Genomic DNA, 26,314 nt, shown 5'->3' with positions numbered 1-26,314 from the left:
ATGGAAGCATTTCAGCAAACCGTAAATCGACTAATGAAGAATAATATCCAGATTGAAAAAACTGAAAAAATACTCGTTCTAACAGATCGAACGACAGAAAAATTAGCCAAAAAATTTAATGAAGCATTAAAAAAAGATGGGTGGACATCTACTTTCTATATGATGGAGGATCGTTCAAAATCAGGAGAAGAGCCACCAAAAGAAGCTGCTGAGCTTATGCTGCGTTACAGGCTTGTATTTTGCCTTACAAAGCATTCTTTAACGCATACGGTGGCAAGAAAAGAAGCGAATGCTAAAGGAGTTAGTGTTATTACAATGCCTGGTATTACAGAGGATATGTTCTTGCAAGGTGCGATGAGTGCCGATTACAGCCGGGTAGAAGAAGAAACCATAGCGATGGCGGAAAAATTGACAGCTGCCAAATCTGTAACGATTTTGACGGGAGAGGCAAATAAGTTAGTAATTCCGATTAAAGGAAGGCGAGGGATAGCTAGTACTGGGGTATTTAGAGAAACAAGTGCATCTGGAAACCTTCCATCTGGTGAAGCCTATATTGCTCCAATGGAAGGAATGGCAGAGGGTTCAATTGAAATCAATGGTTCAATAGCTGGAATAGGCTTATTAAATGAAGCAATCACAATCACGATTGAACAAGGAAAACTTATACATGCCACAGGAGAAAAAGGAAAGAAATTACTTGCATTACTCGGTGAGGGACAAGGAAGAATGCTTGCAGAACTCGGGATTGGTACGAATTATAAAGCGAGATTGACTGGAAATATTTTAGAAGACGAAAAGGCATATCATACCGTACATGTTGCGTTTGGTTCTAATCATACATTTGGTGGTACGATTCATGCAGATGTGCATATCGACTGTGTTACAAAAGATCCAAAATTAGAGTGGGAGTAGTTAATTTGTTAAAGCAGAACAAAGGCGCAAGCGCCCGTTTAGCAACGTAGCGAATGGAACAAATCAACTAACGATAAAGGAATCATGCCACTAAAAACAGGGGTATGCCGACGCCTGAGCGGCAAGCCCGGTTTTAGTCGGCCTTCCTCTTTGCGACGAACCGATGATGACTTATCGTAGGGCGCATTTCTAAAGTCGCATCGTTGCTGGGATATGGAGCCGGACGTGGCTATTCAGTTATTTCGTTATCTCCAAGCACCTAAGTTTATACTTTCTTATTCTGCAAGAAAGAATACTAAAAAGAGCGTAAGATATTTAACTGGTGTTATGAAAAAAATAAATAAATGCTATCAAGCGTAAAATAACAAATTAGTTATGAATAAAGGAGACAGTCTGTTACATGTATTGTAAACTGTCTCCTTTTTAAATTGTAATTCATGTGGCTGTGATGATCCGTCTCTATTTAATCATGCTTTTATTGTATAAAAACCAATAATCAGAATTATGAATATCAGATTTAAAAGTGGGACAAATTATGAGCTAGATTCTTATATGAAAGCGTAACTAATAACGGGTTTATAGGTGGTAAAATAAAAGCAAGGAGGAGGCAAACATGTATCTTGATAAAAGGAGTAAAGAAATTCTAGAAGAACTGATTAGTCATCCTAATTTGTCAAGTAAAGATATAGAAACTAAAACTGGATTGTCAAGGCGACAAATTAAATATAGTGTAGAGAAAATAAATAATTGGCTAAAGGAGAATAATTACCCTGTTCTGCAACGATTAAAAAATGGTAAATTCCTTATCCATCCAGTTTTAGGAGAATTATACGATCAAGATCAATTACGTGTAGTTGACAATTATATTCCTTCTGAAGATGAGAGAGTATTATTAATTTTACTTATCTTGCTATCACAGCATGATTTGTCATTAGTGCATTTTACTCAGGCACTTAAGGTCAGCAATGTAACTATTTTAAGCGATATGAAAAAAGCGCAACAAAAAATAGAGCCGCTGCGCTTACAAATTGTTTATTCTCGAACAGTTGGATAGCAATTAACTGGCGATGAATGGGAGTTACGTAACTTATTGTATTATTTGTTGCAAGATTTAAGCAGGCGTTATGGTGAACTAGCAATGGTTCAAGATTTTGCAATGCTTGATGGTAAAAAAACATGGAATTTCATTTTCCCGTAAAACATCACTTGAGAATATATTTGTTGATAATAATTGCAATGTATGTATAGACGCTCCACTTTTGGGAAATTATTCTCTTGACTAATAAGAAGTTCTGTTGCCATATACACTTTTCCTAAATATGTTCTCTTCCTAATAACCTCGTGGCTAGCCATGAGAGGTGCCATTTAAAGCTTTATTCATAGCGGGTGTCATATTATCCTTCGCAATAGTAACATGTAATGATTTGTGATCTTACAACTCAAAGGAAGCAAAGGGTGTCGACTAAATTTTTGTAGTTAGGTAAAATATTTAGTAATATGCAGTTGAAAATTAGCAATAGGCTAATCCTCATTCCAGTTCATGTACCTTGGATAACTAGAATGGGGTTTTAATTTCATTTCGACTCAGTAAGAAAGGAGAAAAATTGGAATGCAAGCATGATACGCGATATTTTACGTCATATATCTTTTTACTTCGTTTTTAGTCGTCTCCCATTCATATAGGGGTGAAGCAGGAATCTAAAAGTAAAATATGTAAAAAGTCGTTAGGAGGAGCATAGGTGTTACGTAAATTAAAAACTGTTTCACTAAAGACAAAAATTTTAACGTTACTTATTTCATTAATTTTAGCTGTTATTATTCTACTGTCAGGTATCTATATTATGTTTGAAAAAAAGCAGACGGAAGAAGATATCGGAAATCTAGCATTGCAAGTAGCTAAGACGGTCTCTTTTATGCCATCGGTAAAAGCAGCATTTGAAAATAAAGATCAAATACAATTATTGCAGTCCATTGCAGATAGTATAAAAATGCAAGTGGAGGCGAATTATATTGTTATTAAAAATGCGGATAGTGTTATATATGCACATCCTGATTTATTATCGATCGGGAAGAAGCAGAGAGAAAGCAATTATCGAGCACTTATTTTTGGACAATATTATAATGCAAAGACAGACAGCTCTTTTGGGACTGCTTTAACAGGTAATGCACCGATATTTGGAGCTGATGGAAATATTATCGGCATTGTTTTGGTAGGTTATTTATATGAAGATATTTACGCGAAAATTTATCGAAAAATTCGATCTATTAGTGCTGTTTCTATAGTTGTTCTATTGATAGGAATTATTGGCGGTATTATGTTAACCAATAATATTCGCAAAGATACTTTAGGGCTGGAGCCTTTTGAAATTGCTAATCTTTATCGGCAAAGAAGTGCTATTTTACATTCTATAAAAGAAGGGATCATAGCAATTGATGAAAATGGTCTCATTACGATGATAAATCAACCTGCTATTCAGATGTTAGGCTGTAATAAAAGTTATCTTTATGAGTCAATAGAAAAGGTGTTTCCAAATACTTTACTGAAGAATTTTTTAAACCCTTGTGAAAATGAAGAAATATATCTTCATAACCGTTTAGTTATTATGAATAGAGAAGTGGTTAAAGAAAGCGGCAAGGTGATTGGAGTGGTAGCAAGTTTTCGAGATAAAACAGACGTAAAAAAGATGGTTGAAACTATCTCAGAGGTTAGGCAGTATTTGGAAGATTTAAGAGCGCAAACGCATGAATATGCTAATAAGCTTTATGTACTGTCAGGTCTTATGCAACTTGGCAAATTTGCAGAGGCGGTAGACATGATTCAAGCTGAATTAAAATTATGCATGAAGCAAAACCATCTTTTATTCGATCGAATAGAGGATAGCCATGTACAAGCCATTTTACTTGGGAAAATTGCAAAGGCTTCTGAGAAAAAAATTCAATTTATCATTGATCAAAACAGCTCGCTTTCGCCTTTACCTAAACATATGGATCTATCTAGTTTAATAGCTATTTTAGGTAATATTATGGATAACGCCTTTGAGGCAGTTAGTGAAAATGAAGAAAAAAAAGTTGTTTTTTTCGCTACTGATGTAGGAAACGATGTTATTTTTGAAGTTGCTGATAATGGAAGTGGCATAATGGTTGAAGAAAAAATCTTTACCAAAGGTTTTTCTACGAAATTAGGCGAGAGAAGAGGCTATGGATTGGCAATAGTTCAGGATACGGTTAATCGGTTTGGGGGTTGCATTGAAATACAGAATGACAGGACAAAGGGAGCTATTCTTACGGTGTTTCTACCAAAAAAGGGGGATTGTAAATGATCAAAATAATTATCGCTGAAGATGATTTTCGGGTTGCTGATATTCATGAACAGTTTTTATCACAACTAGATGATGTAGAAGTAGTGGGAAAAGCGCTAAATGGAAAAGAAACAATCGAATTTATTAAAAACCAAGAGGTTCATTTATTGCTTTTAGATATTTATATGCCTGATATACTTGGTGTAGATTTATTACCAAACATAAGAAAAATATCCTCTAATATAGATATTATTATGATCACAGCGGCAACAGATATTGATATGGTTAGGAATTCACTAGACTATGGGGTGTTTGATTATATTATTAAGCCATTAAAAATGGAACGGTTTCTCCATACTATTGAAAAATATAAGCAAAAAAGAAATTTGCTACAATCTCATGCTTCTGTTAGTCAAGAGGAAGTTGATCAATTATTTAGAGGAGAAAAAGTAACTTCCGCAAATAAAATGCGGTCCGATTTACCAAAAGGCGTAGACCCATTAACGCTAGAAAAGGTAAAAGCGATAATAAAACAAGAAAGACAAGGGATAACTGCAGAGGAGATGAGTCTGAGAATGGGGGCATCTAGAACGACGGCGAGAAGGTATTTAGAATACTTAATTTCTATGGGAGAAGTAGAAGCAGAGCTCGAATACGGAATAGTAGGGAGACCAGAAAGAAAATATATCATTTCTTAACTCAACCAAATCTAGTAATTCTCACCGATGAACAAAATGAACAAAATTTTGTTATTATTTTTTAAGTTCGTTAATTTGTAAACGTTTTCTCTAGCCGGATATTGTTATAAGATAATGACCAAACCTTATAGTGATGAACAAATAAAGATCTATTTAACCCTTGCAAAGAGCGTTTTTTGTGAGTGTGGAAGCTCAAGCAGACTTACGGAAAGTGCGCTCTACAGTGGAAAGTAACTACTGTACTTTGCAGATGCCGTTTTCATTAGGGAACAAAGGCTCGGGGGCGCCCGTTTAGCAATGTAGCGAATGGAACGAATCGATTTAGGTGCTGTTACCTCCCACTTCGACTTGTTTACCCCCGCTTCCATTCTTGAAGTAGAGTCTACAACGCCTTTTTACGGGATAAAGGAATCATGCCACTAAAACAGGGGTATGCGGACGTCTGGGCGACAAGCTCGTTTTTAGTCGGCCTTCCTCTTAGGGACGAACTGATGATGATTTATCGTAGGGCGCATTTCTAAAGTCGCATCGTTGCTGGGATATGGAGCCGGACGTGACGATTCGGTTATTTCGTTATCTACAAGCACCTAATTTTATTGTTTCCTATACACCAGAAAAAGGAACGCAAAAATATACTATACGAGGAGGAGTTTGATGAAAAAGGTTTTTGCTCTATTACTTTTAATTTTTGTTATAAGTATTCTATCAGCTTGTAAGCAGGAGTCGAAATCAAAGAGTGAAGAAGAAAATTGGGAACCAGAGAAAGCAATTGAAATGGTTGCCCCTGCAGGAGCAGGAGGAGGGTGGGACACTACTGCTAGAACTGTAGCTAAAGTATTTAGTGAAGAGGGGATTATTGACGAAGATATCGGCGTTATGAATAAAGAAGGTGGAGGGGGTTCCATTGCTTGGACTTATATTCATAACCTTGAAGGGAACAACCATCATATATTTGTTTCCTCGCCACCACTTATCTTTGTACCGCTGAATGGTCAAACAGAATTAACCCATGAAGATTTCACCCCGCTAGCTAACTTAATTGCTGACTATGCTGCATTTGCTGTTAGGGCGGATGCGAAGTGGAACAATTTGAATGAACTATTTGAAGATATGAAGAAAGATCCGGAAAGTATCTCCGTTGTAGGTGCCTCGGCGCCAGGAAGCATGGATCATATGCAATTTGTGAAAATTGCAAAGGAAGCCGGAGTTGATGTAACGAAAATTAAATATGTATCTAATCAGGAAGGTGCTCCATTAACGGATCTCTTAAATGGTAGTGTCGATGTTTACTCTACTGAAGTAGCAGAAACAGTAGAACAGGTGAAAGCTGGAAAAATTAAAGTGCTAGGCATCACTGCTCCTGAACGATTAGAAGGGGATGTTTTGTCTACCTTTCCAACTGCACTGGAACAAGGAATTGATGCAACGTTCGTTAATTGGCGAGGATTTTTTGGACCACCGAATATGGATGAAAGTGCTATTCAATACTATGAGGAAAAGTTTAAAGAGCTAAGTGATTCGGAGGCATTTGCGAAAATACGCAGTCAGTATGGATGGACAGAGATGTTTATGGGGCATGAAGAGTATAAAAAGTTCTTAAAAGAGCAAACAGAAGAATTAACAGGGTTAATGGAAGAGCTAGGTTTGGCGCAATAGTTTAACAGAGCCAATGTTAGGATTCTGCATTGGCTCATAAAAAAAGAAAGTGTGGTGAATAGGGTGTTGAAATCGGCAGAAAGAAAAATAAGTATCATCTTCATTTTATTAGCAATTGGCTATTTAATTTTAAGCTATCAATTACCACCGTATCCCTTTGTGCCTGTAGACTCTGATTTTGTGCCAAAAGTGTTAGGATTTCTATTAATTGCTCTATCCATTATTCTATTTTTTAACTCAAATCCAAAAGAACAGGAAGAAAAGAAAAGCAATATATCAAGACAAGACTTACGGATTCTGTTATTCGTAACGGCTTTAATTATTCTTTATATTTCTCTACTTGAGATAATCGGATTTGTTATCGTGTCGATGTTATTTATTTTTAGCTGTTCTTGGATGCTTGGATATAAAAACTTTAAAGTAAATGCGATTGTCTCTCTTCTATTTCCCGTTACGCTCTTTTATATTTTTAACTATTTACTACAAATTAATTTACCTAGTGGAATTTTACCTTTTTAGTGAGGGAGGGGGCACAGAATGAATACATTAGAAGGATTATGGCAAGGTTTTCAAGTTGCTTTTAGCTTGGAGGGAATATTTTTTGTCTTTATCGGGGTTACGATAGGTACATTAATTGGTATGTTGCCAGGTCTAGGTCCGATTACAGCCATTGCAATTATGATCCCAATGGTTTACGGAATGGATCCAACCATTGCTATGGTATTAATGGCTGGCGTTTATTATGGAGCGGTTTTTGGTGGTTCAACTTCTTCTATATTATTAAATGCTCCTGGAGTTTCAGGTACAGTTGCTACGTCCTTTGATGGATACCCGATGGCTCAACAGGGGAAAGCTGGGAAGGCGCTTGCTATTGCTGCGATAGCATCTTTTACAGGTGGAACGGTTAGTATTATATTGTTAATGTTATTTGCTCCGACATTGGCACAGGTTGCTGTTTCGTTTGGACCTGTTGAATATTTTGCTTTAATGTTCATGGGACTAGTAGCTATATCTAGTTTATCGGACGGTTCTGCTATTAAGGCATTGATTTCTGGGGTATTAGGTTTTATGGCTGTTACTATTGGGATAGATGCACAAACAGGAACACCACGGTTTACATTTGGTAATTCAAATTTATTAGAAGGTGTTGATTTTCTTGTAGTTGCTCTAGGGTTATTTGCTTTAGCAGAAGTGGCATTTTTAATAAAAAACCGAAATAATATTGGTGTTGACAAAACACAAAATATTGGAAGTTTAAAGCTGACAAAACAGGATTTCAAAGAAATGACAGGACCTTTATTACGGCATTCACCGCTAGGTTTTATTCTTGGGGTGCTTCCGGGGGCTGGTGCAACGATAGCCTCATTTATTAGCTATATGACAGAAAAACGGTTTTCAAAAAAACCAGAGGAGTTTGGGAAAGGCTCGGTTAAAGGGCTTACTGCACCTGAAACGTCAAATAATGCAGCAACAAGTGGGGCATTTGTTCCATTGCTTAGTTTAGGGATTCCAGGATCAGGAACAACGGCTATCATGCTTGGAGCGTTACTTGTTTTAGGTATAAATCCTGGTCCGTTACTGTTTCAAGATCATCCTGAAGTGTTCTGGGGAGTAGTAGCAAGTATGTATGTTGGGAATGTCTTTCTACTTGTTTTAAATTTACCATTAATTCCATACATAGCGAAAATATTAAAAATCCCCCGTCCGTTATTAATTTCATTAATTATTATGTTTTGTATGATTGGTGTGTATTCCATCAGTTTTAATATTTTTGATTTATATTTATTGCTTGCTTTTGGTCTTGTCGGTTACTTATTTCGCTTGTTTGCTTTTCCTGCTCCCCCATTTATCTTAGCTTTTATTTTAGGTGGAATGATGGAACAATCGTTAAGACAAGCGTTAACAATTTCAAATGGAGATTTTATGATTTTGGTAGAAAGTCCAATTGCTATCGGTCTATTTATCCTATCCTTTCTTTCCTTTGCTTTTCCTTTTATTAAAACTAGAAAGATCCAGAAGGTGTAGCAACTGACCTAAGGATATGATGTAATAAGCAACCTCATCTATTTGGATATCAATAGAAAGGTGGCCTAGAAGTGAAAGGAAATGTTTTAGAGCAGCATTTTTTAAACGTTAAAAAACTAAAGCTATTCCTATTGGTACTCTTACTATCAATAGGATTTCTTTTTCCTTCTCCACTTACTAGGCTGGATTCCCAGCAATGGGCAAATTAACCCTATTAGCTATATCTATATTGGTGCGGTTGCCAATCTTTTTCCATTGGGAAGTAGTTCCTTATAGATCATTGTACTCATGCTGGAGTTTTTTTTAAAAGTCCATTGTTGACAGAAGCGGGGATTGGATTTATGTCCTCGGCTCTTTATTTTGTGGTTATTGTTTCTATGATTAGTAAAGTTAGATAATAGTTGGTGTCGATAAAAGAATAATCTAAGAAAATATTAAAAATATGGATAATAATTACTTGAATGTTTTCAAAACATTAGTAAGCTATAAGAAAAGGCAGATAACCTTGTTGAAAATGATTCTTTAAGTACGATTAACAAAACATATATAGAAGCTAAAATTGAAAAATTTATGGTGGGTATATTAGTCTTGACGGCTCCAATACTAACTAAAGCGATTATTGTAAGTCAACGGATTTAATCGAAGCGCAGATTAAAGATGGAAGGAATTATTGTTCTTCAAGCAACAGTAAAAAAGATGTTTGATGTGCTATTTTCAAAAATAATCAATGATCATAAAATAGACAAGAGCAGGTTAGTGAAAACAGGATAGTGAAGAAAATAAAGCGCAATATTGAACATGGGGAGGATAACAGATGAATGTGTCCGAAAGAATGGCAACTAATTTAGTAACACTTGAAGAAGAGGATATACCTGGTTTAATTACACTTTCAGCTGCAGTTGAATGGGATTATGATAAATATGAAATTCAAACAGTGATTTCATCTGGCAGAGTTTACGGACACAAGAATAAGGAGGGGGAAATTGTATCGAGTGCGGCAATTATTCCGTATGGGCAATCTTTAGCATCTATTGGTATGGTCATTGTCCATCCAGAATACAGAGGAAAAGGACTTGGCAGAAAAGTAACACAAAAATGTATAGATTCTGTTTCAGCTGATAACGCGATTATGTTAATTGCTACAGATGAAGGAAAGCTAATGTATAAAAGGATGGGATTTTATCCGATAGACTATGTCCACAAATATCTTTGTAATAACTATCTTTCGATAAAACCAAATAATCAATTAGACATAGAAATCAATTCTATGCGTAAAGTGGATTTACCTCAAGTTGTAAGGTTAGACAAGGACGCATTTGGCGAGGAAAGAAAGACTTTTCTTATCCATCGTATTAAGCAAGCAAAAGATTCTATTGTCGTTAAAGATTCTGATGGAACGATCATAGGGTTTGGTCTGTCTATTTTAGGTCCTATTAATTTAATTCTAGGACCTATTATAGCCCCTAATCATCATATAGCATCATTATTAATTGATAAATTGGCTAACAATCATCAGGGTAAATTAAGAATCGATATTCCATCAGGGAATGAGACTTTTATGTCGCATTTAGAAAAATGCGGTTTCGTAAAAGTAAGTCAACCTCCTATAATGATTAAAAATGCAAAGGAATTACCATCACCTAATAAAACATTATTTGGAATAGCTGCACAGATTTTCGGATGATTTTATTATGCAGCGAACAGTTATGTTAGTTTATCCCGTATATATGGTGCGGTAAGATTCCCACTTCAGGGTCTCCACTGGTTAAGGTTCATTTTATTGTCTATCCAGAATAATTCTTAGTTTCTCTTGCATCTCCAGTTACGTGAGGAGGTAAGATGAAAGATATAACAGCTATATTAAAATAGTAGGAGGCGGTTAAGTGGAGAATTATTCCATTGGAGAGTTAGCAAAAAAGACAAATACTTCTATTCGAACTTTACATTATTATGATGAGATTGGTTTGCTTAAAGCAGATAAATGCTCAAATTCTGGACATCGTTTGTACACAGAGGATGATATACGAAAGCTTCAGAAGATTGTCGTGTTCAAGTTTTTAGGGTATAGCTTAAGAGAAATTAAGGAGTTAATGAATGAGTCTACATTTGATTTTAATTTAAATCGGACGCTATATTATCAGAAAAAGGCGTTAGAAGAGAAAAAAGCCCAAATATCCACCGCATTAAAAGCAATTAACCGGACAGTGAAATTGTTAGAGGAAGTTGGAGAGGTGGACAGTGAAGTGTTAATGAGCTTGATTCATAGTATCCAAACTGAAAAAGAACAACAACTTTGGTTGGAACAGTTTGCTCCTAAAGAAGCAATTGAGCATTTATTTGATAAGCCAGAAGCAGAAATGCTTGCCTTTGATAAGGAATTTATTGAGCTATCAAAGAAAGTAAAACGATTAAAAAATCGCCCAGTTGATGACTCAGAAGTGCAAGCAATGGTCGCGAAGAATATGGAAACGAATTTAGCTTATGTGGGGGAGGGAAAAATAGCAGCGATAAGTGAAATAGATTTGGATAACATGGATGTGGAAGCTGTGAAAAATATGACCACTTCACCTTTTACACGAGATGAAGAGGAATGGCTTCAGCAAGCAATAGGCTATTATATGACAAAGCATCATTTCGACAGTAGACGATAGCTTCTTTGAATCTTTTTACTCTTCATTTTTGGTTATTTCTGTTATTCTTCTATCTGAGGTGATAGAAATGGCAGAGCATCATTTTCATTTAAAGGCGTCTTGGCCTGGTGGAAGAAATAGTAGTGGTTATATAGAAGCAGGAAATTTAAAAACTAAAATATCCATACCACCAGAAATGGATGGTCCTGGTATTGGAACGAATCCAGATGAGATGTTGTTAGGTGCAGCAGCAACCTGTTACATTATTACACTTGCCGCTATGATTGAGCGTGCCAAGCTTCCTTTAGAAAATATGTGCTTAGACTCAGAAGGAATTGTCGATGTTACAGGCGGTGTATTTACGTACAAAAAAATTATTCATCGGCCACAGGTTACTTTAAAGGAGGAAGCAACAGAAGAACAAAAAAGTCAACTTAAAAAGCTTGTTGAAAAAGCGGAGAAAAGCTGTATGATCTCAAGGGCTATACAAGGAAATGTGGAGATTAAGCTAAAGGCTTATATAAGATAGGGGTATGTGGGTCATTTCTGTTTGCAAATTTGCAATGGAAATGACACTTTTTATGCATGGGAAATAAGTTCAAGTAGGAATACAAAAGAATGATGACCAAGGAAAAACAATTTCAATGGATACATATGTTAGTACGAAACTTTGTTACGGCATAAATGTTAACTCGAAATAAGATATCAAAAGCTTCCACTTCAATAGTCAGTAACAGTGCTTTTCTCTTCCAAAATCGTACACCATCTTTTGGTTATATACTTTTTCAAATTACAAATGTGTGGGCTAATTCCAGAATCCATCCACTTTTAGTTTTATCTTTTATGGCTGAGCAAGTGTCCCGATATTCAAGCTAGAAAAGGGGGCTAGAGTGGTTCATCTAAGAATTACGAAGCACCTCTCTCATTATCCATAGGGATGAGGAAATTTCTAGGTGAGGGGAGATGCAGTTGACGTATAAGTAATCAAAAGCAAGTTATATGAATCCATATTTGTTTTACCAATTATCTTTTTTCGTGTAAGATCAATTATATAAACAATCAATTTTAACGTGGTTAAAGCGAAGTTGATTGTAGAAAAAGTGTCTAAACTTATGAACACTATAACCAGTTTATACGTTTTTTATAATAAACCGCCTTGGCTTACCAAGAGCGCAAATCACTATTTATGGTGAAAAATGTTACTTTATAGTGCTCAGATTCTTGAAATACTGTCAAAAATAAATAAGTCATATAATGGGTAAATAGCGTTTTTTATACAAAAGTAGAAAGCTATTGTTTATAGTATTAAGAAAAACTACCTTGTACAAGATTGCGAAATAGGGTGAAGGGGGAATAGAAGTTTGGTAACGATTAAAGATATTGCTGCAATGGCAAACGTCTCAAGATCGACTGTTTCTCGAGTATTAAATAATTCTGGTTACGTAAGTGAGGAAGCGAGAAAACGAGTAGAGGAAGTAATTGAACAAACAGGATACGTTCCTAGCGGATATGCCAAATCATTGCGAACAAAGCAAACAAAAGTAATTGGAGTTATTCTACCGACGATACAGACAGAAACTCCGAGCAGAGTTGTAACAGGACTGGGCAGGGAGCTGTCTAAACATGGATATCAAATTTTACTTGCGAATACGGATCATGATAAGGAAAAAGAATTGGAATACTTGGATTTACTCGTTAGGCAAGTAGATGGAATTGTTTTAATTGCTACTAATACAGAACCGGAAATCATGGAAAAAATTAAAAGCATCCCACTTCCCCTTGTTATGATAGGTCAGGAAACAGAAAAGGTTATGTGCGTGACATATGATGACTACCATGTAGCTAGGGAAATAACAGCATTTTTAATTCAAAAAGGGCATAGACGCATTGGCTTTATTGGCGTGGACGAAACAGATCGTGCTGTTGGTTATATGCGTAAAAAAGGATTCTTTGACGAAATGGAAGCTCATCATTTAGCGGTTGAAGAAGCATGGGTAGAAAAATGTGTATTTGATATTTATTCTGGTCACGAGGCAATGAAGAACATTCTCAATCGTTCAATCCAGCAACCAACAGCTGTCTTTGCGGTTACGGACAGGCTAGCTATCGGTGCAATGAGTTATTTGAAGGAGCAAGGGTTTGAAATCCCTCAAGATATGGCACTCGTAGGAATTGGTGCTTCCGAGCTGTCACAGTATGTGGATCCGCCTTTAACGACAGTCGATTATAAAAATGAAACAGCAGGTGAAGAAGCAGCAAAACAATTGTTAGCTCATATTCAAGGTCAGGAATTTCAAAAAAAATTAGTGTTAGACTATAGACTTATTATACGAGATAGTGTATGATATATGTGAAATCGATTTCACATATATTTTAACTTAATGTGGTATCGATTCCACAGAGTTGCTAAGGAAAATACAAGACGTATTATTTTTACAGTCTAACAGAACTATTGCTGTAGATTTTAGCCAATTTTAAAAATCTAACTTCTATGAAAAAATGGCAAGCTTTGTTTCCTTATAATAACAACCACATGATTTATGGAAGTTAGTATTATGTTTTTTAATAATGCTGTGTATAATAAAATATAACGTCTCGTTTTTTTATCGCTAATATGGAATCGATCCCATAGAGGAGGATTAGAAAAATGTCGGTTAATAAACAGATTGCCCAAGAATTGTTAGAAGCTGTTGGGGGAAAAGATAACATTTCTTCTGTAGCCCATTGTGCTACGAGATTGCGATTAATCATTATAGACGAAAAAAAGATTAATCAAGAACGTGTGGAAAAGATTGAAAAAGTAAAAGGAGCTTTCTTTCATGCAGGACAATTTCAAGTGATTTTTGGAACTGGTACCGTTAATCAGATTTATGAGGAAGTAGAGAAGTTTGATATAAACAGTACCTCTAAACAAGAACAAGCCAAAGAGGCAGCAAAAAAAGGTAGTAAATTTCAACGTGCTATTCGTACGTTCGGAGATGTCTTCGTTCCGATTATTCCAGTGCTTGTAGCTACTGGTTTGTTTATGGGTGTACGTGGATTAGTCATGCAGGAGGAGATATTGGCAATTTTCGGCTTATCACCAGTTGATATATCGGAAAACTTCCTTTTATTTACTGAAATTTTAACAGATACAGCATTTATATTTTTACCAGCATTAGTTGCATGGTCTACATTTCGTGTATTCGGTGGCACACCAATTATTGGTATAGTTCTCGGTCTAATGTTAGTTAGTCCATCTTTGCCAAATGCGTGGGGAGTTGCAACAGGTGAAGATCCGTTAATGTTTTTTGGATTTATCCCGGTTGTAGGTTACCAAGGGTCAGTACTTCCTGCCTTTATTGCTGGAATTATTGGTGCTAAATTAGAACGTATGATTCGCAAGCGAGTACCTGAGGCTCTTGATTTAATTCTTACGCCTTTTTTAACTTTGTTAATTATGATTGTTGCATCTTTATTTATGATTGGCCCTATTTTTCATCTCATCGAAGGCTATATTTTAGATGGAACACTATATATTTTGAGCTTTCCATTTGGGTTAGCAGGGCTCTTCATTGGTTTCTTTAATCAAATTATCGTTATAACTGGTGTCCATCATATTTTTAACCTATTAGAAATTAAGTTACTTGAAAGTACTGGTAGTAATCCGTTTAACGCTATTGTCACTTCTTCTGTTGCGGCTCAAGGTGGGGCAGCGCTTGCAGTTGGATTAAAAACAAAATCTAAAAAATTAAAAGCATTAGCTTACCCTTCCACATTATCAGCTTTTTTAGGAATTACAGAACCAGCTATATTTGGAATTAATTTACGCTATGTAAAACCATTTATTATGGGATTAATTGGTGGAGGTGCTGGCGGATTTGTTGCTGCGTTATTAGATTTAAAAGGGACAGGGATGGCTGTTACGGTAATTCCAGGTACGTTGCTATATTTAAACGGACAAGTCATTTCCTACCTTTTTGTTAACCTTGTAGCAATTGGGGTAGCTTTTGTGCTTACATGGCTATTCGGGTTTTCGGATAAGCAATTAAAAGAAAATGGATAAAAAGACTACGATAGGATTAATGCACACACAAGCTTATATAAAGCTAGGCTAATGTTTCATGTGACACATCGTGTATCTCGTATATTAGGTGCTATTAAACTCGCTTCAGCCTAAAAAGGGAAGGACGAATGTCTTTTCTTGGATGATAAGAAAGTATAAATTTTGTCGCTTTGGGATAACGAAATAAACTAAATAAGCCACGTCCGGCGCATGAGCCCAGCAACGTAGCGACTTCACGAATCGCCCTACGATAAGTCATCATCGGTTCGTGGTTAAGAGGAAGGCCGACTAAAAACGGGCTTGCCGCCCGAAGTCGGCATACTCCTGTTGCAGGAGCATGATTCTTAAAACTTTAGTTGATTCGATCCAGTCGCTACGTTGCTAACCGGGCGCTCTGCGCCTTTGTTTTCTAGAATTGCTGATTTGTTTAAGCGAGTATTCCAAAAGGGATAGAGATAAATGAAGCTGGGATAGAATGATTATTTAAGTTTAGGAGTTAAAGATATGAAAAATAGGATAACAAAAGATATGGTATACAAATGTGTAGAGAAAGATCAAGGGTTAGTAGCAAGTGACCCTCATCGCTTGCATTACCATATAATGCCTCCCGTTGGGTTGTTGAATGATCCGAATGGTTTTGTCTTTTTTAAAGGGGTATACCATATTTTTTATCAATGGAATCCTTTCGCTGTCGAACATGGTATGAAGTGCTGGGGACATTATATTTCTGAAGACTTAATTCACTGGCGAGAAGCGCCTGTTGCCTTATTACCTGACAAATGGTATGACAAAAACGGCTGTTATTCAGGAAGTGCTGTCGTTTATCAAGAGCAATTATATGTATTTTACACCGGAAATGTAAAAGATGATGAAGATAATCGACAATCTTATCAATGTTTGGCGATATCAGAAGATGGAATTCATTTTGAAAAAAAAGGACCGATCATATATGTTCCAGACGGGTATACCGCTCATTTTCGTGATCCAAAAGTATTTTATAGAGGGGATAGTTGGTGGATGGTGCTTGGAGCCCAAACAGAAGCCAAAAAAGGAGAAACAGTAGTATACCAGTCTAAAGATCTAACAACTTGGACATTTAAAGGGAATTTAATCGGAAGTGGTTACAAGGGATTAGAGAATTTTGGTTATATGTGGGAGTGTCCAGATATGTTTCGGTTAAGAGATAAAGATATTTTACTCGTTTGTCCACAAGGAATTCCTGCTCAAGGCATTTCCTACCAAAATATTTTTCAATCTGGGTATTTTGCTGGAGAGTTTGATAACCAGTCTATGTCTTTTCATCATGAAAAGTTTATAGAATTGGATAGGGGTTTTGACTTTTATGCCCCTCAGACTATGCAAGATCCGAAGGGAAGAAGGTTGCTATTTGGGTGGATGGGAAATGCAGAAGAAGGCCCCACCAAGCATCCTACTGCGAAATATAAGTGGGTTCACGCTCTGACTGTTCCACGCCAATTGGAATGGAAAAATGGGAAATTGTTACAGTACCCAGTAGAAGAGTTCAAACAACTGCTTGAAAATGAAGTTGATTTTGGAGAAATTCATTTAGATGATGAATTACCATTTCCATTACCAAATATAAATGAAACAGCGTTTGCTATGTATTTATCTGTAGAAAGTATTGGAGCTAACTATTTAGAAATGCAAATTGGTGAATCGCATTTAATATATAATCAAGCGATTAATCTGTTTACGTTTAAAAGAAGGAGTTTCACAAAGCCACATTCGGTGGAAAGTAGGCATTGTACCGTTGATTTTCTTCACGATATCCTTATTTTAAAGGATACATCATCGATGGAAATTTTTCTGAATCAAGGAGAAGAAGTATTTACTTCGCGAATATTTGAGGAACAAGAAACTAACAAGATTCGATTACAAGCTAATGGAAAAATTAAAGTGAATGTGAAGAAATGGAATGTGAGAAGGGTGACTGAATATTAAAAAGAACATATAAAAAGGGAGATGTAAATGTTATGTTAATTGGAGCGATCGAAGCTGGGGGGACGAAATTCGTTTGTGCTGTTGGAGATGAGAATGGAAGAATTATTGAAAAGACGAGCTTTCCAACTACTTCACCGGAGGATACACTTGTTATGGCGAAAAAGTTTTTTTCTTCCTTTAAAATAGAAGCACTTGGTGTAGGAACTTTTGGTCCGGTTAACTTAGATAGAAAAAGCACGACATATGGTACGATTTTAAATACACCTAAAATAAAATGGCGCTACTATCCACTACTTGAAAGACTTAAAACCGATTATGAAATTCCCGTTTACTTGGGCACCGATGTGAATGCAGCTTGTCTTGGTGAGTATCACTTTGGAGCTGGGGAACAGGTGGATAGCTGTTTATATATGACAGTAGGTACTGGCATTGGTGCCGGGTTTGTCATAGACGGAGAAGTATTTCAAGGAAAGAACCATCCAGAAATGGGACATATTTTAATAAAACCCCATCCTAACGATTCCTTTATAGGGAGCTGTCCCAGTCATGGGTCATGTTTAGAAGGGCTTGCTTCTGGAACAGCAATGGAAAAGCGGTATGGCGTGAAAGCACATTTGCTTGAAAATATAGATCATGTATGGGAGATCGAAGCGTATTATTTAGCTCAAGCACTAATGAATTATTATGTCATCCTGTCACCAGAGAAAATGATAGTTGGTGGTGGAGTTATGAAGCAGGCTAAGCTATATACCATGGTTCAGAAACAGTTTATGGAATTATTAAATGGTTATTTGGAAGTAGAGCATGTAGATGAGTTGATCGTTGCTCCTAAGCTGGAAGATGAGCAAGGAGTAAAAGGAGCAATTGCTTTAGCGATAAAGGATCTTGTATAGATTAGATAGTATAATTATTTACCGTAATATATGAAGAAGGCTTTTTGGCTGCTAGCTTGTTTGATATACTAAGCCGCTTTTTATAAAAAAAGAATCCACCATGGCTCGAATTTCGAGTCACCATTTATGATGAAAAGCACTTGAAGGTGGTTTTCATACAAAGTATAAAATTTGTAGCTTTGGGATGGAATAATGGAATAGCCACGTCGACGCAAGCTTCCCAGCAACTAGGCAACTTCACGAATCGCCCTCCGATAAGTCACCATCGGTTCGTCGCTAAGGGGAAGGTCGAATAAAAACAGGCTTGCCGCCGAGGCGTCGGCATACTCCAGTTTTAGTGGCATGGTTCCTTTATCCCGGATATAAGGTGCTGTAAACTCCCACTTTAAGAATAGAAGATGCGAGCGGAACAAGTTGAAGTGGAAGGTAACAGCACTTAAATCCCCGATTCGTTCAAAGGCCTTTAGGTCATACCCTTGTGGTACTAACCATCAGCGGGATGAAAAAAACCCGCTGATGGAAGGTTCACTTTATCTTTCGTTGATTCGTTCCAGTTGCTACGTTGCTAAACGGGCGACCTGCACCTTTGTTCATCAACAAGTATCAATAGATTAACATGCATTAACGGTTTTGGGAGCTATTTTTTTTTGTAATTTTACTGAGAAAAAATAATCTGGATTGTACATTTCCAAGTAGGTGAGAAATATATATTCAATTGCTACAAAAAAGTTACTAAATGAATTGTGGACGATATCGTTATGAAGCGATATTGGGGAGCTTACAACATAAAGTCCAGAGAAAATGATGAAGTCCTGTAAGGATAGTAACTCTTTGCATAAAATAAATAACCAAACACCAAAATTCCCAGATTTTGTTAAGAGACCTTGTAAATCCACAATTCCTTGGTGAACCATCCGCCAAAACCATGAAACAAAGAATGCTAATGGTATCATACATATAAAGCCAATAATAACCACAAGTGCTGAACCTTGAAATACACTAAGCACTTCAGGTAATTTGGATTCATAACACTTATTATGAATCCACGCTACAATAGCAGCTATAAGAATAGCACCTATTACACTCATATCAAGTGTTTTAATACCTGCAATCATAGTTAGACCGCTTGTCCCTCCAACTTCACTAGAAAAATCAACCCCAAATGAACTTCCCCAGAAAGATAAGATGGTTTCTATAAAATAATTAAATATAATATAGATGACAAAGGACTCTACTGCAGCTCTTCCTGCAGCGGTTTTCGCTAGTCCTAAAGGAGAGAAACAGCAAATAATAATGGTAATTGATTAAAAATCGCATATCCGCCTTGATACATCATGGACCAAAATTTATACCATATCGTGTTCTCATTAGCGATTGAACCAATGACATCAGGATTAATGAAAATGGTAGATAAACCTATCATAATCCCCGCGAAAGGCATTAACATCACTGGAACCATCATTGCTCCGCCAAACCTCTGTAACTTTTCTATCATGTCAATCCTCCATTCTTGCATGTGATTTAATCTAGGTATAACACAATTTAAATAAGCTTGTCAGTATTTCTGTGAAAACGGGTACATGGTTTTAATTTTTGGTATTTAACACAAATCTTGTGACTTTTCACGGGGGAGTTAAAGATATGTCTTTTAGTTTCTTTCCTGTACAAAAATAGCAAATGATACGAACATAATGAGGAGTATTATGGATATGCTATAGTACCTGTAAAAGGACGTAGGAGAATAGTTATGAATATGGTAAGAAGTTGAATAGCTCCACACGACAATCCCAAAGTAGGAAGTAAAAGAACTAAGCCCCGTTTGTTCCGTGAAAGTAGGGTCATACTCAAAAGAGATACTACCAAATACAGAGTGGAGAGTGGAACGCCCAGTACGCATTGATGAGTAAATATTCATTCAATGTCTTCGTTAAATAAAATTTTAATAAATCTCTTGCATCTCCAGTTAGGTGAGGATGTAGGATAAAAATATAACAGTTATAAAAGGTAGTGGGAGGCAATTAAGTGGATAATTATTCCATTGGAGAGTTGAGAAAAACAAATCCTTCTATCAGAAAGCAAGTAAACGTTCGAGTTCTGGACATCGTTTGTAGACGGAGGATGATATACGAAAGCTACAGAAGATTGTGGTCTTCAAATTTTCAGGGTATAGCTTAAGAGAAATGAAGAAGTTAATGAATGATTCCCAAATTTGATAGTGATTTAAATCAGACGCTATATGTAGGGGAGGAACAAATAGCAGCGATCAGGAAGGTAGATTTAGATAACATGGATGTGGAAGCTGTGAAAAACATGACTACTTCACCTTTTACACAAGAGGAATGGCTTCAGCAAGCAATGGATTATTATGTGACAAAACATCATGTTGTCTCGCTTAATTTGACAAATCAAAGATATTAAAAGAGCCTACTTCAATAGTCAGTTAAAAGTGCTTTTCGTACACCTAGCCTTTGGTTTCATCACTTTGTTAAGCGATGAAGCAATCCCCAATCGATAGAAGTGTCACGGTTGCACGTATAAATGTTGACAATAATAAAATAAATCTTTTATGCAACATTTACATTAATTTAACAATATGTTAACCGTTAATTACTATTGCAGTGATATGTTAAATATGTCGATTTTCGAAAAAATATGAAGCTTATTATTGCAACGGGGAGTGTGCTTGAAGTGAAAAAGAAACTATTTATTTTTGTTCTCATTATCTTCATTTTATTTACGCAGATGGGGAGTAATGTAAGGCCGGTTTATGCTGAGGGAGATAAGCCAGAAAATCAGGCTCCATCTGCAAACATGGAAGAACCGGCAAATCAGCAACCAAATGATGTAGAAACGACAGAGGAAAATGACTTATCAGTAGAGCAACATTCGGAAAATCAAGCGACTGACTCTAAAGAAGAAGAGCAACCTGAACAAGAAGCGATTTTACAAAAAGAAAAAAATAAAGATGACCTACCAGCACCAGCAGTAAACATGGATAGCAAACAAAAGAGGGAGGAAGTAAAAAGACAGGTTGCAGAGTCCAGTAAAATGGAGGAAAAGGGGGCCGCTGAGACGGTGAATAAGCCCTATATTGTGTTGGAAGATTTCGAACAGGGGCTAGGAAGCTGGACGGTTAGCGGAGCAAGGCATAATAAGGTTGATATTGGAATTTCAAATGAAGTCGTAAGGTTTGATAATCAAGCATTACGATTGGAGTATGATTTTTTAAACACGCAAGGTACATCAGGTATTTATGCATCTTTAGGAGATAAAATAGAGATCCCGGGAAAACCTAAGAAAATAGGGATGTGGGTTTATGGAGATGGTCATAAACATTGGCTTAGACAGCAACTTACAGATGCAAATGGGCAAAATTTTAATATCGATTATACAGGTGGTTATCCTAACGGTGTCACATGGGAAGGGTGGAAATATGTAGAGGCACCCATTCCTGATAATTGGCAAGCACCTTTTACAATAGGTAGCCAAGCGATCCGTTATATGGCAACAAATGATCAAGCCAAATCAGCTGGGATTATGTATATTGATAATATTCGTGCTGTATATGGGGATACAGATGAAGATGTCATCAATCCAACCATTACAAATGTTAAACCGGCAAACGGGGAAATCGCTGATTCTAACAAACCTGAAATAAGTGCTATTGTAAGTGATGGAGACGGTTTGGGAATTGATCCAAAAAAGATATCTTTAACGATTAATGGCGAACAGGTATCTGCTTCTTATGATGCTAAATCAGGTTTAGTTTCCTATACACCTCAAAAGGCACTGGCTGAAGGCTTAAATCGGGCTAGAATTGAAGTTTTTGATCAAGCAGGAAATCATAAGTTTCAAAGCTGGGAGTTTCATGTTTCTAGTGGTGGGCCAACGTTTACATGGAAAGGACCAGATAAAATTTATGCTGGTTCGAGCTTTGAAGTTGATGTAACGATGCAACATGCTAAAGCATTAAGCGGGACGAAGTTGATTTTAACATATGACAGTAATTTATTAAAGCTTCACAATGAAACAGGTGTAAAGGCTAAGGCTATCATTCCTGAAAAATTACAGCAAGCTGTTGTAGAGAACAGTGTCAATGAAGAGACGGGGGAAATCATTTTAGAATGGGGTAACCTAGAAGATGTAATTCTGTCAGATGATGAGGTGCTTGCAACATTAAGATTTAATGTAGGTATTGATGCAGCTGGAGGATTCGAAATTGCACTAGCCGAAGGAACACAAACATTTGTAGATGACGCGATCGGTACCATACCGTTTTATGCAAATGCTTATAAAAATAAGATCTCTCAGCCATTAGTGCTAAGTATTGAAGGGAAATCACTTCATACACCAAGTACCATGAAGGTGGTAGATCAAGAAGGAAACCCGGTTGGAGGAGCTAAGATCGATATTTTAGGAGATCAGAAACTTATTCAAGTGAAAAAACGGACACATATTTATAAAGGTGGAAGCGGGATAGCTGGGGAGCCTTTCCAGATAGTTGAAGCAGGTACATATATTCCTGTTGCTAAGACACCAAATGAAGGCTTTGATTTTTATCGGATTTATATGCCAGATGGTCAACAGCGTTATTTTCATGTGCCAAAGGATGATGTAGAGGAAGTGGATTGGAGCTCGCTCTTAAATCTGACCGGAGCGAATGGAGAAACGAAAACAAATTTACTTACATTGTCCCAAATTTCATTAAAGTTACAAGCAAGTAAAGGAAAATTAGTCAGTCAGGTACTTTCATTTAAAGTTTTACCTCAACTTGGAGATCAAGTACCTGAAAAGGTCACATTAACTTGGACAAAAGACCCGAAAACGACACAGCATGTAACGTGGCGGACAAATACCACTGCTGTAAATCCTGTTTTGGAAGTAGTTGCTAAAGGAGATAAAGCGGGCTTTGATAGTGAACATGTACTACGTTTTAAAGCAGATACAAAATTAGTTTCGGATGAAACGGGCGAGTTTTTACAGCATAATGTAGAAGCAACTAAATTAACCCCTAGTACGACGTATCAATACAGAGTGGGGGACGGTACGGAGGAAGTGTGGAGTGAAGTAAGTACATTTACAACAGAGAGTGCATCGAATGATGATCCATTTCGATTCTTACTATTTACAGATACACAAGCATATGACCAAGCTGGCTTTGCATTATGGACAAAATTGTATGAAACTGCTTTAGAAAAATTTCCGGATACTAAATTTTCCGTTCATGGCGGAGACATTGTAGAAGAAGGAAATAGACTAGCACAATGGGACGAATTTTTAACTGCATCTGAAGGACTGGTTAATAAAGTTCCTTTTATGGCGGTAATGGGTAACCATGACGTATATGGAAATGGAGAAAATACGTATAAAACTTTATTCCCCTATCCTAAGAATGGTCCAAAGGGTAAGGAAAATTTTGTTTATTCCTTTGATTATGGGAATGTACGATTTATTATGCTGAATTCTGAGTTTGGTGTAAAGGATATGGAAGAGCAACAAGCATGGATTAAAGAAGAAGTTAAAAACTCTGATAAGCTATGGAATATTGCTGTCTTCCACCGTCCGCCATATAAAAGTAATCCGAAAAGAGGTACGGATGCAACTATTGAAACTTTTGCACCGGTTTTAGAAGGAGTGGGTGTGGATTTAGTTTTAACAGGCCATGATCATGCTTACATGCGGACTTACCCAATGAAGGGTGGAAAACCGCAGAAGGATGGTAAAGGTACGCCGTATATAATTGGTGGATCAGCAGGACCAAAATTTTATCCTGGGGAGAAACAAGAGTATGTTGATGTGCTTTATGCAGAAGAAAAACAAGTCTACACTTCTTTAGCAGTAAATAAAAATGAAATTAAAGTGGAAGCATATACAACGGATAACGAATTAGTTGATTCCCATACGTTCACCAAGCAGCTTGTGGAGAAACCAGAAGAACCTGGTGAACAAGAAAAACCAACCGGTCCAGAGGAAAAGCCTGAGCAGCCGGAAACAGAGGAAAAACCAGGAGAAATAGAGCATAAACCGGGAGATGAGCAAGAAAAAGATTCGAAGGGATCTGTAGAGAAACCGGGGAAAGACTCGCAAAAGCAAGCAACAGAACCTGAAAAGCCAGAAGATGAACCAAAGCGTCCTGAAGGTACTGCTATTAATATGGAGGACAACAGCACAGGATCGGATGGCAAACAAATGAATCCAGCTAAGCAAAGTGAAGCTGAACGTACAGAAACAAGCAAACTCCCAAATACTGCAACCTCTATTTATAACTGGTTGGCGCTGGGAATACTAGTGTTACTAATTGGAGTAGTGCTATACCTTCGCTTGCGAAAAGCTTCTTAATAAAAAATAGTATGATAAAGCTTATAAACTAATTCAAGAGAACTTGTTAGATGCTTTTCACTCGAAGCCACTAAGATCAACCGATTGATTTTAGTGGCTTTTATCTTTTAAAAGAAAATAATGTTGGATTGAATTTGTACGCTGTATATTCTGACGGGCATTGAAACCCTCAAGGGATCGCCGGAGACAATGAAGGCAAGTTGTACAGTTTGATGATATTGACGTCGCGGGGCGAGTTGTTGTGTCAAAGAGAAATATCGGATATCTTTGTCAGAAAAGCTGACAAGTAATGTCGTGAATAAAAGGAATTAGCAAACGGTATATGCTAGAGAATGGAAATGTATACCGATAATTACGGTAAAATGATTCATATATTGCTTACATGTGCTAAAATAATTTGTATGGTAATGGAGATGTAACGCTCCTGCTTTAGAGGAGGTCTGTTTATGTTAATTGGAGCGATCGAAGCAGGTGGTACAAAATTTGCTTGTGCGGTTGGCGACGAGCATACCATGGTCCTTGTTTAGAAGGTCTTGCTTCAGGTACAGCAATGGAAAAACGATACGGCATGAAGGCAGATCTTCTGGCAGAACATAATTACATATGGGAAATAGAAGCATATTATTTGGGCTCAGGCATTAATGAATTATTACGTTATCCTTTCACCAGAAAAAATGATACTTGGCGGTGGGGACATGAAGCAGGTCAAGCTTTACACTATGATTCGTAAGCAATTTATGAAGCTATTAAATGACTACACGGAAGTAGAGCATGTAGATGAGTTGATTGTCGCTCCTGAGTTGGAAGATGAGCAAGGAGTAAAGGGGGCAATTGCCTTAACTGTAAAGCAAGAATTGTAAACTAGATGGTGGAATGGGATTGTTTATTTCACTCGTATAATTCGTTATAAATACACTTGGAATAACGTTGAAAAGGAGTTTGAAAAACAAAATGGAGTTAGAATTGATTGTACAAAATAAACAGGACGCGATACAGGCTGAGAAGTTAGGAGCTGATCGATTAGAACTTGTTACTGCTATACAGGAAGGTGGATTAACACCAAGTTTTGGGACGATGAAGTCAGTTATTGAAAGTGTCAATATTCCTGTTCAAGTTATGATCCGTCCTCATAGTAACCATTTCTTTTATAAAGAAGAGGAGTTTGCAGTTATTTGTGAAGATATTAAAGCGCTGCGAAGTTTGCAATGTAATCGGATCGTATTTGGGGCATTAAATGAGGACCGCACGATTAATGAACAGATGTTGGCAAAACTAATCGAACTTTTTCCAAATTTGGATATTACGTTTCATCGTGCTTTTGATGAAGCCATGTCATTGGATGAAGGATACCAAACTTTAGTAAACTATCAACGTAATGTGAAACGCATTCTAACATCTGGCGGCAAAGCTAATTGTGAAGCAGGAAAAGAACAGCTTGCAAAGCTTGTTACGAGTTCTCAACGTCTGCAGGGACCTGTCATTATGCCTGGTTCTGGTCTGACCCCAGATAATATTGCCGAAATAATCCAGACAACAAAAGCAGAACAGTATCATTTTGGTAAAGCAGTTCGTCAGGGGAATTCATTTGCAAATGCAATATCTGCTCAGGCAGTGGATAAAGTGCTTTCTGTTTTGAAATAAAAAATAGACATCGTTTTCAAAGCGTGAAGCGGTTGTAAAGAGGGGTATGGAAAGGAAAGAGGCTGGGACATAACGAAAGCAGCTGATTAAAAAAACGAACTAGGTCTCTTAAAACGCTATGCATGCTAGCTTTAAACCTTTTATAGTTTACGAACGTTGGACATGTTCTCGACTATTGGAATGGACTGCTAATCGGCATTTTAGAGAGGGATGA

General features: G+C 36.9%; 21 protein-coding genes. 19 read left to right on the top strand and 2 right to left on the bottom strand.

What is annotated here, in order from left to right; genetic code table 11:
• The 14 genes from KBP50_RS13770 (at nt 1) to KBP50_RS13705 (ending at nt 18,120) form a co-directional block, all read left to right on the top strand.
• Nucleotides 1-912, top strand: coding sequence for an aminopeptidase (locus KBP50_RS13770; RefSeq protein WP_050352032.1), 912 nt, complete (start codon nt 1-3; stop codon nt 910-912).
• A 613-nt stretch (nt 913-1,525) separates the two neighbouring features.
• Nucleotides 1,526-1,966 (top strand): BglG family transcription antiterminator, encoded by a 441-nt coding sequence (locus KBP50_RS13765; protein ID WP_050352033.1) that lies wholly within the window; start codon nt 1,526-1,528, stop codon nt 1,964-1,966.
• A gap of 685 nt (nt 1,967-2,651) precedes the next feature.
• A complete protein-coding gene (locus KBP50_RS13760) occupies nt 2,652-4,232 on the top strand; it encodes a sensor histidine kinase (RefSeq protein ID WP_050352034.1) in 1,581 nt (526 codons plus the stop codon).
• Nucleotides 4,229-4,909 carry a response regulator gene (locus KBP50_RS13755; protein ID WP_050352035.1) on the top strand — a complete coding sequence of 227 codons (681 nt, stop codon included), beginning with the start codon at nt 4,229-4,231 and terminating at the stop codon, nt 4,907-4,909. The genes KBP50_RS13760 and KBP50_RS13755 overlap by 4 nt, the downstream gene beginning before the upstream one ends.
• A gap of 654 nt (nt 4,910-5,563) precedes the next feature.
• Nucleotides 5,564-6,565 (top strand): tripartite tricarboxylate transporter substrate binding protein, encoded by a 1,002-nt coding sequence (locus KBP50_RS13750; RefSeq protein ID WP_050352036.1) that lies wholly within the window; start codon nt 5,564-5,566, stop codon nt 6,563-6,565.
• Nucleotides 6,566-6,619: 54 nt separating this feature from the next.
• Nucleotides 6,620-7,084: a tripartite tricarboxylate transporter TctB family protein gene (locus KBP50_RS13745; protein ID WP_309245851.1), complete on the top strand. Its 465-nt coding sequence runs from the start codon at nt 6,620-6,622 to the stop codon at nt 7,082-7,084.
• Between the two features lie 18 nt (nt 7,085-7,102).
• Entirely contained in the window at nt 7,103-8,590 is a 1,488-nt protein-coding gene (locus KBP50_RS13740; RefSeq protein WP_050352038.1) for a tripartite tricarboxylate transporter permease, read from the top strand.
• 814 nt (nt 8,591-9,404) lie between these two features.
• Complete coding sequence (locus KBP50_RS13735) at nt 9,405-10,274, top strand: GNAT family N-acetyltransferase (protein WP_082240937.1); 870 nt, start codon at nt 9,405-9,407, stop codon at nt 10,272-10,274.
• Nucleotides 10,275-10,473: 199 nt separating this feature from the next.
• A complete protein-coding gene (locus KBP50_RS13730) occupies nt 10,474-11,241 on the top strand; it encodes a MerR family transcriptional regulator (RefSeq protein ID WP_050352039.1) in 768 nt (255 codons plus the stop codon).
• Between the two features lie 67 nt (nt 11,242-11,308).
• Nucleotides 11,309-11,749 (top strand): OsmC family protein, encoded by a 441-nt coding sequence (locus KBP50_RS13725; protein WP_050352040.1) that lies wholly within the window; start codon nt 11,309-11,311, stop codon nt 11,747-11,749.
• Nucleotides 11,750-12,581: 832 nt separating this feature from the next.
• On the top strand, nt 12,582-13,565 hold the full coding sequence (locus KBP50_RS13720; protein WP_050352041.1) for a LacI family DNA-binding transcriptional regulator: 984 nt from the start codon (nt 12,582-12,584) through the stop codon (nt 13,563-13,565).
• 302 nt (nt 13,566-13,867) lie between these two features.
• Nucleotides 13,868-15,265 carry a sucrose-specific PTS transporter subunit IIBC gene (locus KBP50_RS13715; RefSeq protein ID WP_050352042.1) on the top strand — a complete coding sequence of 466 codons (1,398 nt, stop codon included), beginning with the start codon at nt 13,868-13,870 and terminating at the stop codon, nt 15,263-15,265.
• Nucleotides 15,266-15,769: 504 nt separating this feature from the next.
• Nucleotides 15,770-17,227: a glycoside hydrolase family 32 protein gene (locus KBP50_RS13710; protein WP_050352043.1), complete on the top strand. Its 1,458-nt coding sequence runs from the start codon at nt 15,770-15,772 to the stop codon at nt 17,225-17,227.
• 32 nt (nt 17,228-17,259) lie between these two features.
• A complete protein-coding gene (locus KBP50_RS13705) occupies nt 17,260-18,120 on the top strand; it encodes an ROK family protein (RefSeq protein WP_050352044.1) in 861 nt (286 codons plus the stop codon).
• A 611-nt stretch (nt 18,121-18,731) separates the two neighbouring features.
• Here the strand turns inward: KBP50_RS13705 and KBP50_RS13700 are convergent.
• Nucleotides 18,732-19,409 carry a PTS transporter subunit EIIC gene (locus tag KBP50_RS13700; RefSeq protein WP_236691445.1) on the bottom strand — a complete coding sequence of 226 codons (678 nt, stop codon included), beginning with the start codon at nt 19,407-19,409 and terminating at the stop codon, nt 18,732-18,734.
• Nucleotides 19,388-19,615, bottom strand: coding sequence for a PTS transporter subunit EIIC (locus tag KBP50_RS22670; RefSeq protein WP_050352046.1), 228 nt, complete (start codon nt 19,613-19,615; stop codon nt 19,388-19,390). Before KBP50_RS22670 ends, KBP50_RS13700 begins: the two co-directional genes overlap by 22 nt.
• Before the next feature lie 701 nt (nt 19,616-20,316).
• Between KBP50_RS22670 and KBP50_RS13690 the strand changes: the two genes are divergently transcribed.
• The 5 genes from KBP50_RS13690 to KBP50_RS13675 all read left to right on the top strand — a co-directional run bounded on the left by KBP50_RS13690 (nt 20,317) and on the right by KBP50_RS13675 (nt 26,100).
• Nucleotides 20,317-20,538, top strand: a complete 222-nt coding sequence (locus KBP50_RS13690) for a hypothetical protein (protein ID WP_050352047.1) — start codon at nt 20,317-20,319, stop codon at nt 20,536-20,538.
• Between the two features lie 234 nt (nt 20,539-20,772).
• The gene (locus KBP50_RS13685; protein WP_082240939.1) at nt 20,773-24,459 is read left to right on the top strand and encodes a metallophosphoesterase; all 3,687 of its coding nucleotides are present in this window, start codon (nt 20,773-20,775) and stop codon (nt 24,457-24,459) included.
• A 487-nt stretch (nt 24,460-24,946) separates the two neighbouring features.
• Entirely contained in the window at nt 24,947-25,189 is a 243-nt protein-coding gene (locus KBP50_RS22150; RefSeq protein ID WP_232231448.1) for a hypothetical protein, read from the top strand.
• On the top strand, nt 25,101-25,319 hold the full coding sequence (locus tag KBP50_RS22145; protein ID WP_254217746.1) for an ROK family protein: 219 nt from the start codon (nt 25,101-25,103) through the stop codon (nt 25,317-25,319). Before KBP50_RS22150 ends, KBP50_RS22145 begins: the two co-directional genes overlap by 89 nt.
• 79 nt (nt 25,320-25,398) lie before the next feature.
• Nucleotides 25,399-26,100, top strand: coding sequence for a copper homeostasis protein CutC (locus KBP50_RS13675; protein ID WP_236691413.1), 702 nt, complete (start codon nt 25,399-25,401; stop codon nt 26,098-26,100).
• The last annotated feature ends 214 nt before the right edge of the window (nt 26,101-26,314 follow it).

The organism is Virgibacillus pantothenticus, from assembly GCF_018075365.1.
GTDB lineage: Bacteria > Bacillota > Bacilli > Bacillales > Amphibacillaceae > Virgibacillus > Virgibacillus pantothenticus.
The sequence above is the reverse complement of the archived record's forward strand: the minus strand, read 5'-3'. Positions and strand labels throughout refer to the sequence as shown.

What these genes read in the sequence shown, in the direction of transcription:
- KBP50_RS13740 (WP_050352038.1), top strand. Translation starts at nt 7,103, where the DNA reads ATGAATACATTAGAAGGATTATGGCAAGGTTTTCAAGTTGCTTTTAGC.
- KBP50_RS13770 (WP_050352032.1), top strand. Translation starts at nt 1, where the DNA reads ATGGAAGCATTTCAGCAAACCGTAAATCGACTAATGAAGAATAATATC.
- KBP50_RS13735 (WP_082240937.1), top strand. Translation starts at nt 9,405, where the DNA reads ATGAATGTGTCCGAAAGAATGGCAACTAATTTAGTAACACTTGAAGAA.
- KBP50_RS13710 (WP_050352043.1), top strand. Translation starts at nt 15,770, where the DNA reads ATGAAAAATAGGATAACAAAAGATATGGTATACAAATGTGTAGAGAAA.
- KBP50_RS13725 (WP_050352040.1), top strand. Translation starts at nt 11,309, where the DNA reads ATGGCAGAGCATCATTTTCATTTAAAGGCGTCTTGGCCTGGTGGAAGA.
- KBP50_RS13685 (WP_082240939.1), top strand. Translation starts at nt 20,773, where the DNA reads ATGAAGCTTATTATTGCAACGGGGAGTGTGCTTGAAGTGAAAAAGAAA.
- KBP50_RS22670 (WP_050352046.1), bottom strand. Translation starts at nt 19,615, where the DNA reads ATGATAGAAAAGTTACAGAGGTTTGGCGGAGCAATGATGGTTCCAGTG.
- KBP50_RS13750 (WP_050352036.1), top strand. Translation starts at nt 5,564, where the DNA reads ATGAAAAAGGTTTTTGCTCTATTACTTTTAATTTTTGTTATAAGTATT.
- KBP50_RS13705 (WP_050352044.1), top strand. Translation starts at nt 17,260, where the DNA reads ATGTTAATTGGAGCGATCGAAGCTGGGGGGACGAAATTCGTTTGTGCT.
- KBP50_RS13690 (WP_050352047.1), top strand. Translation starts at nt 20,317, where the DNA reads ATGATTCCCAAATTTGATAGTGATTTAAATCAGACGCTATATGTAGGG.
- KBP50_RS22145 (WP_254217746.1), top strand. Translation starts at nt 25,101, where the DNA reads ATGAATTATTACGTTATCCTTTCACCAGAAAAAATGATACTTGGCGGT.
- KBP50_RS13755 (WP_050352035.1), top strand. Translation starts at nt 4,229, where the DNA reads ATGATCAAAATAATTATCGCTGAAGATGATTTTCGGGTTGCTGATATT.
- KBP50_RS13765 (WP_050352033.1), top strand. Translation starts at nt 1,526, where the DNA reads ATGTATCTTGATAAAAGGAGTAAAGAAATTCTAGAAGAACTGATTAGT.
- KBP50_RS13715 (WP_050352042.1), top strand. Translation starts at nt 13,868, where the DNA reads ATGTCGGTTAATAAACAGATTGCCCAAGAATTGTTAGAAGCTGTTGGG.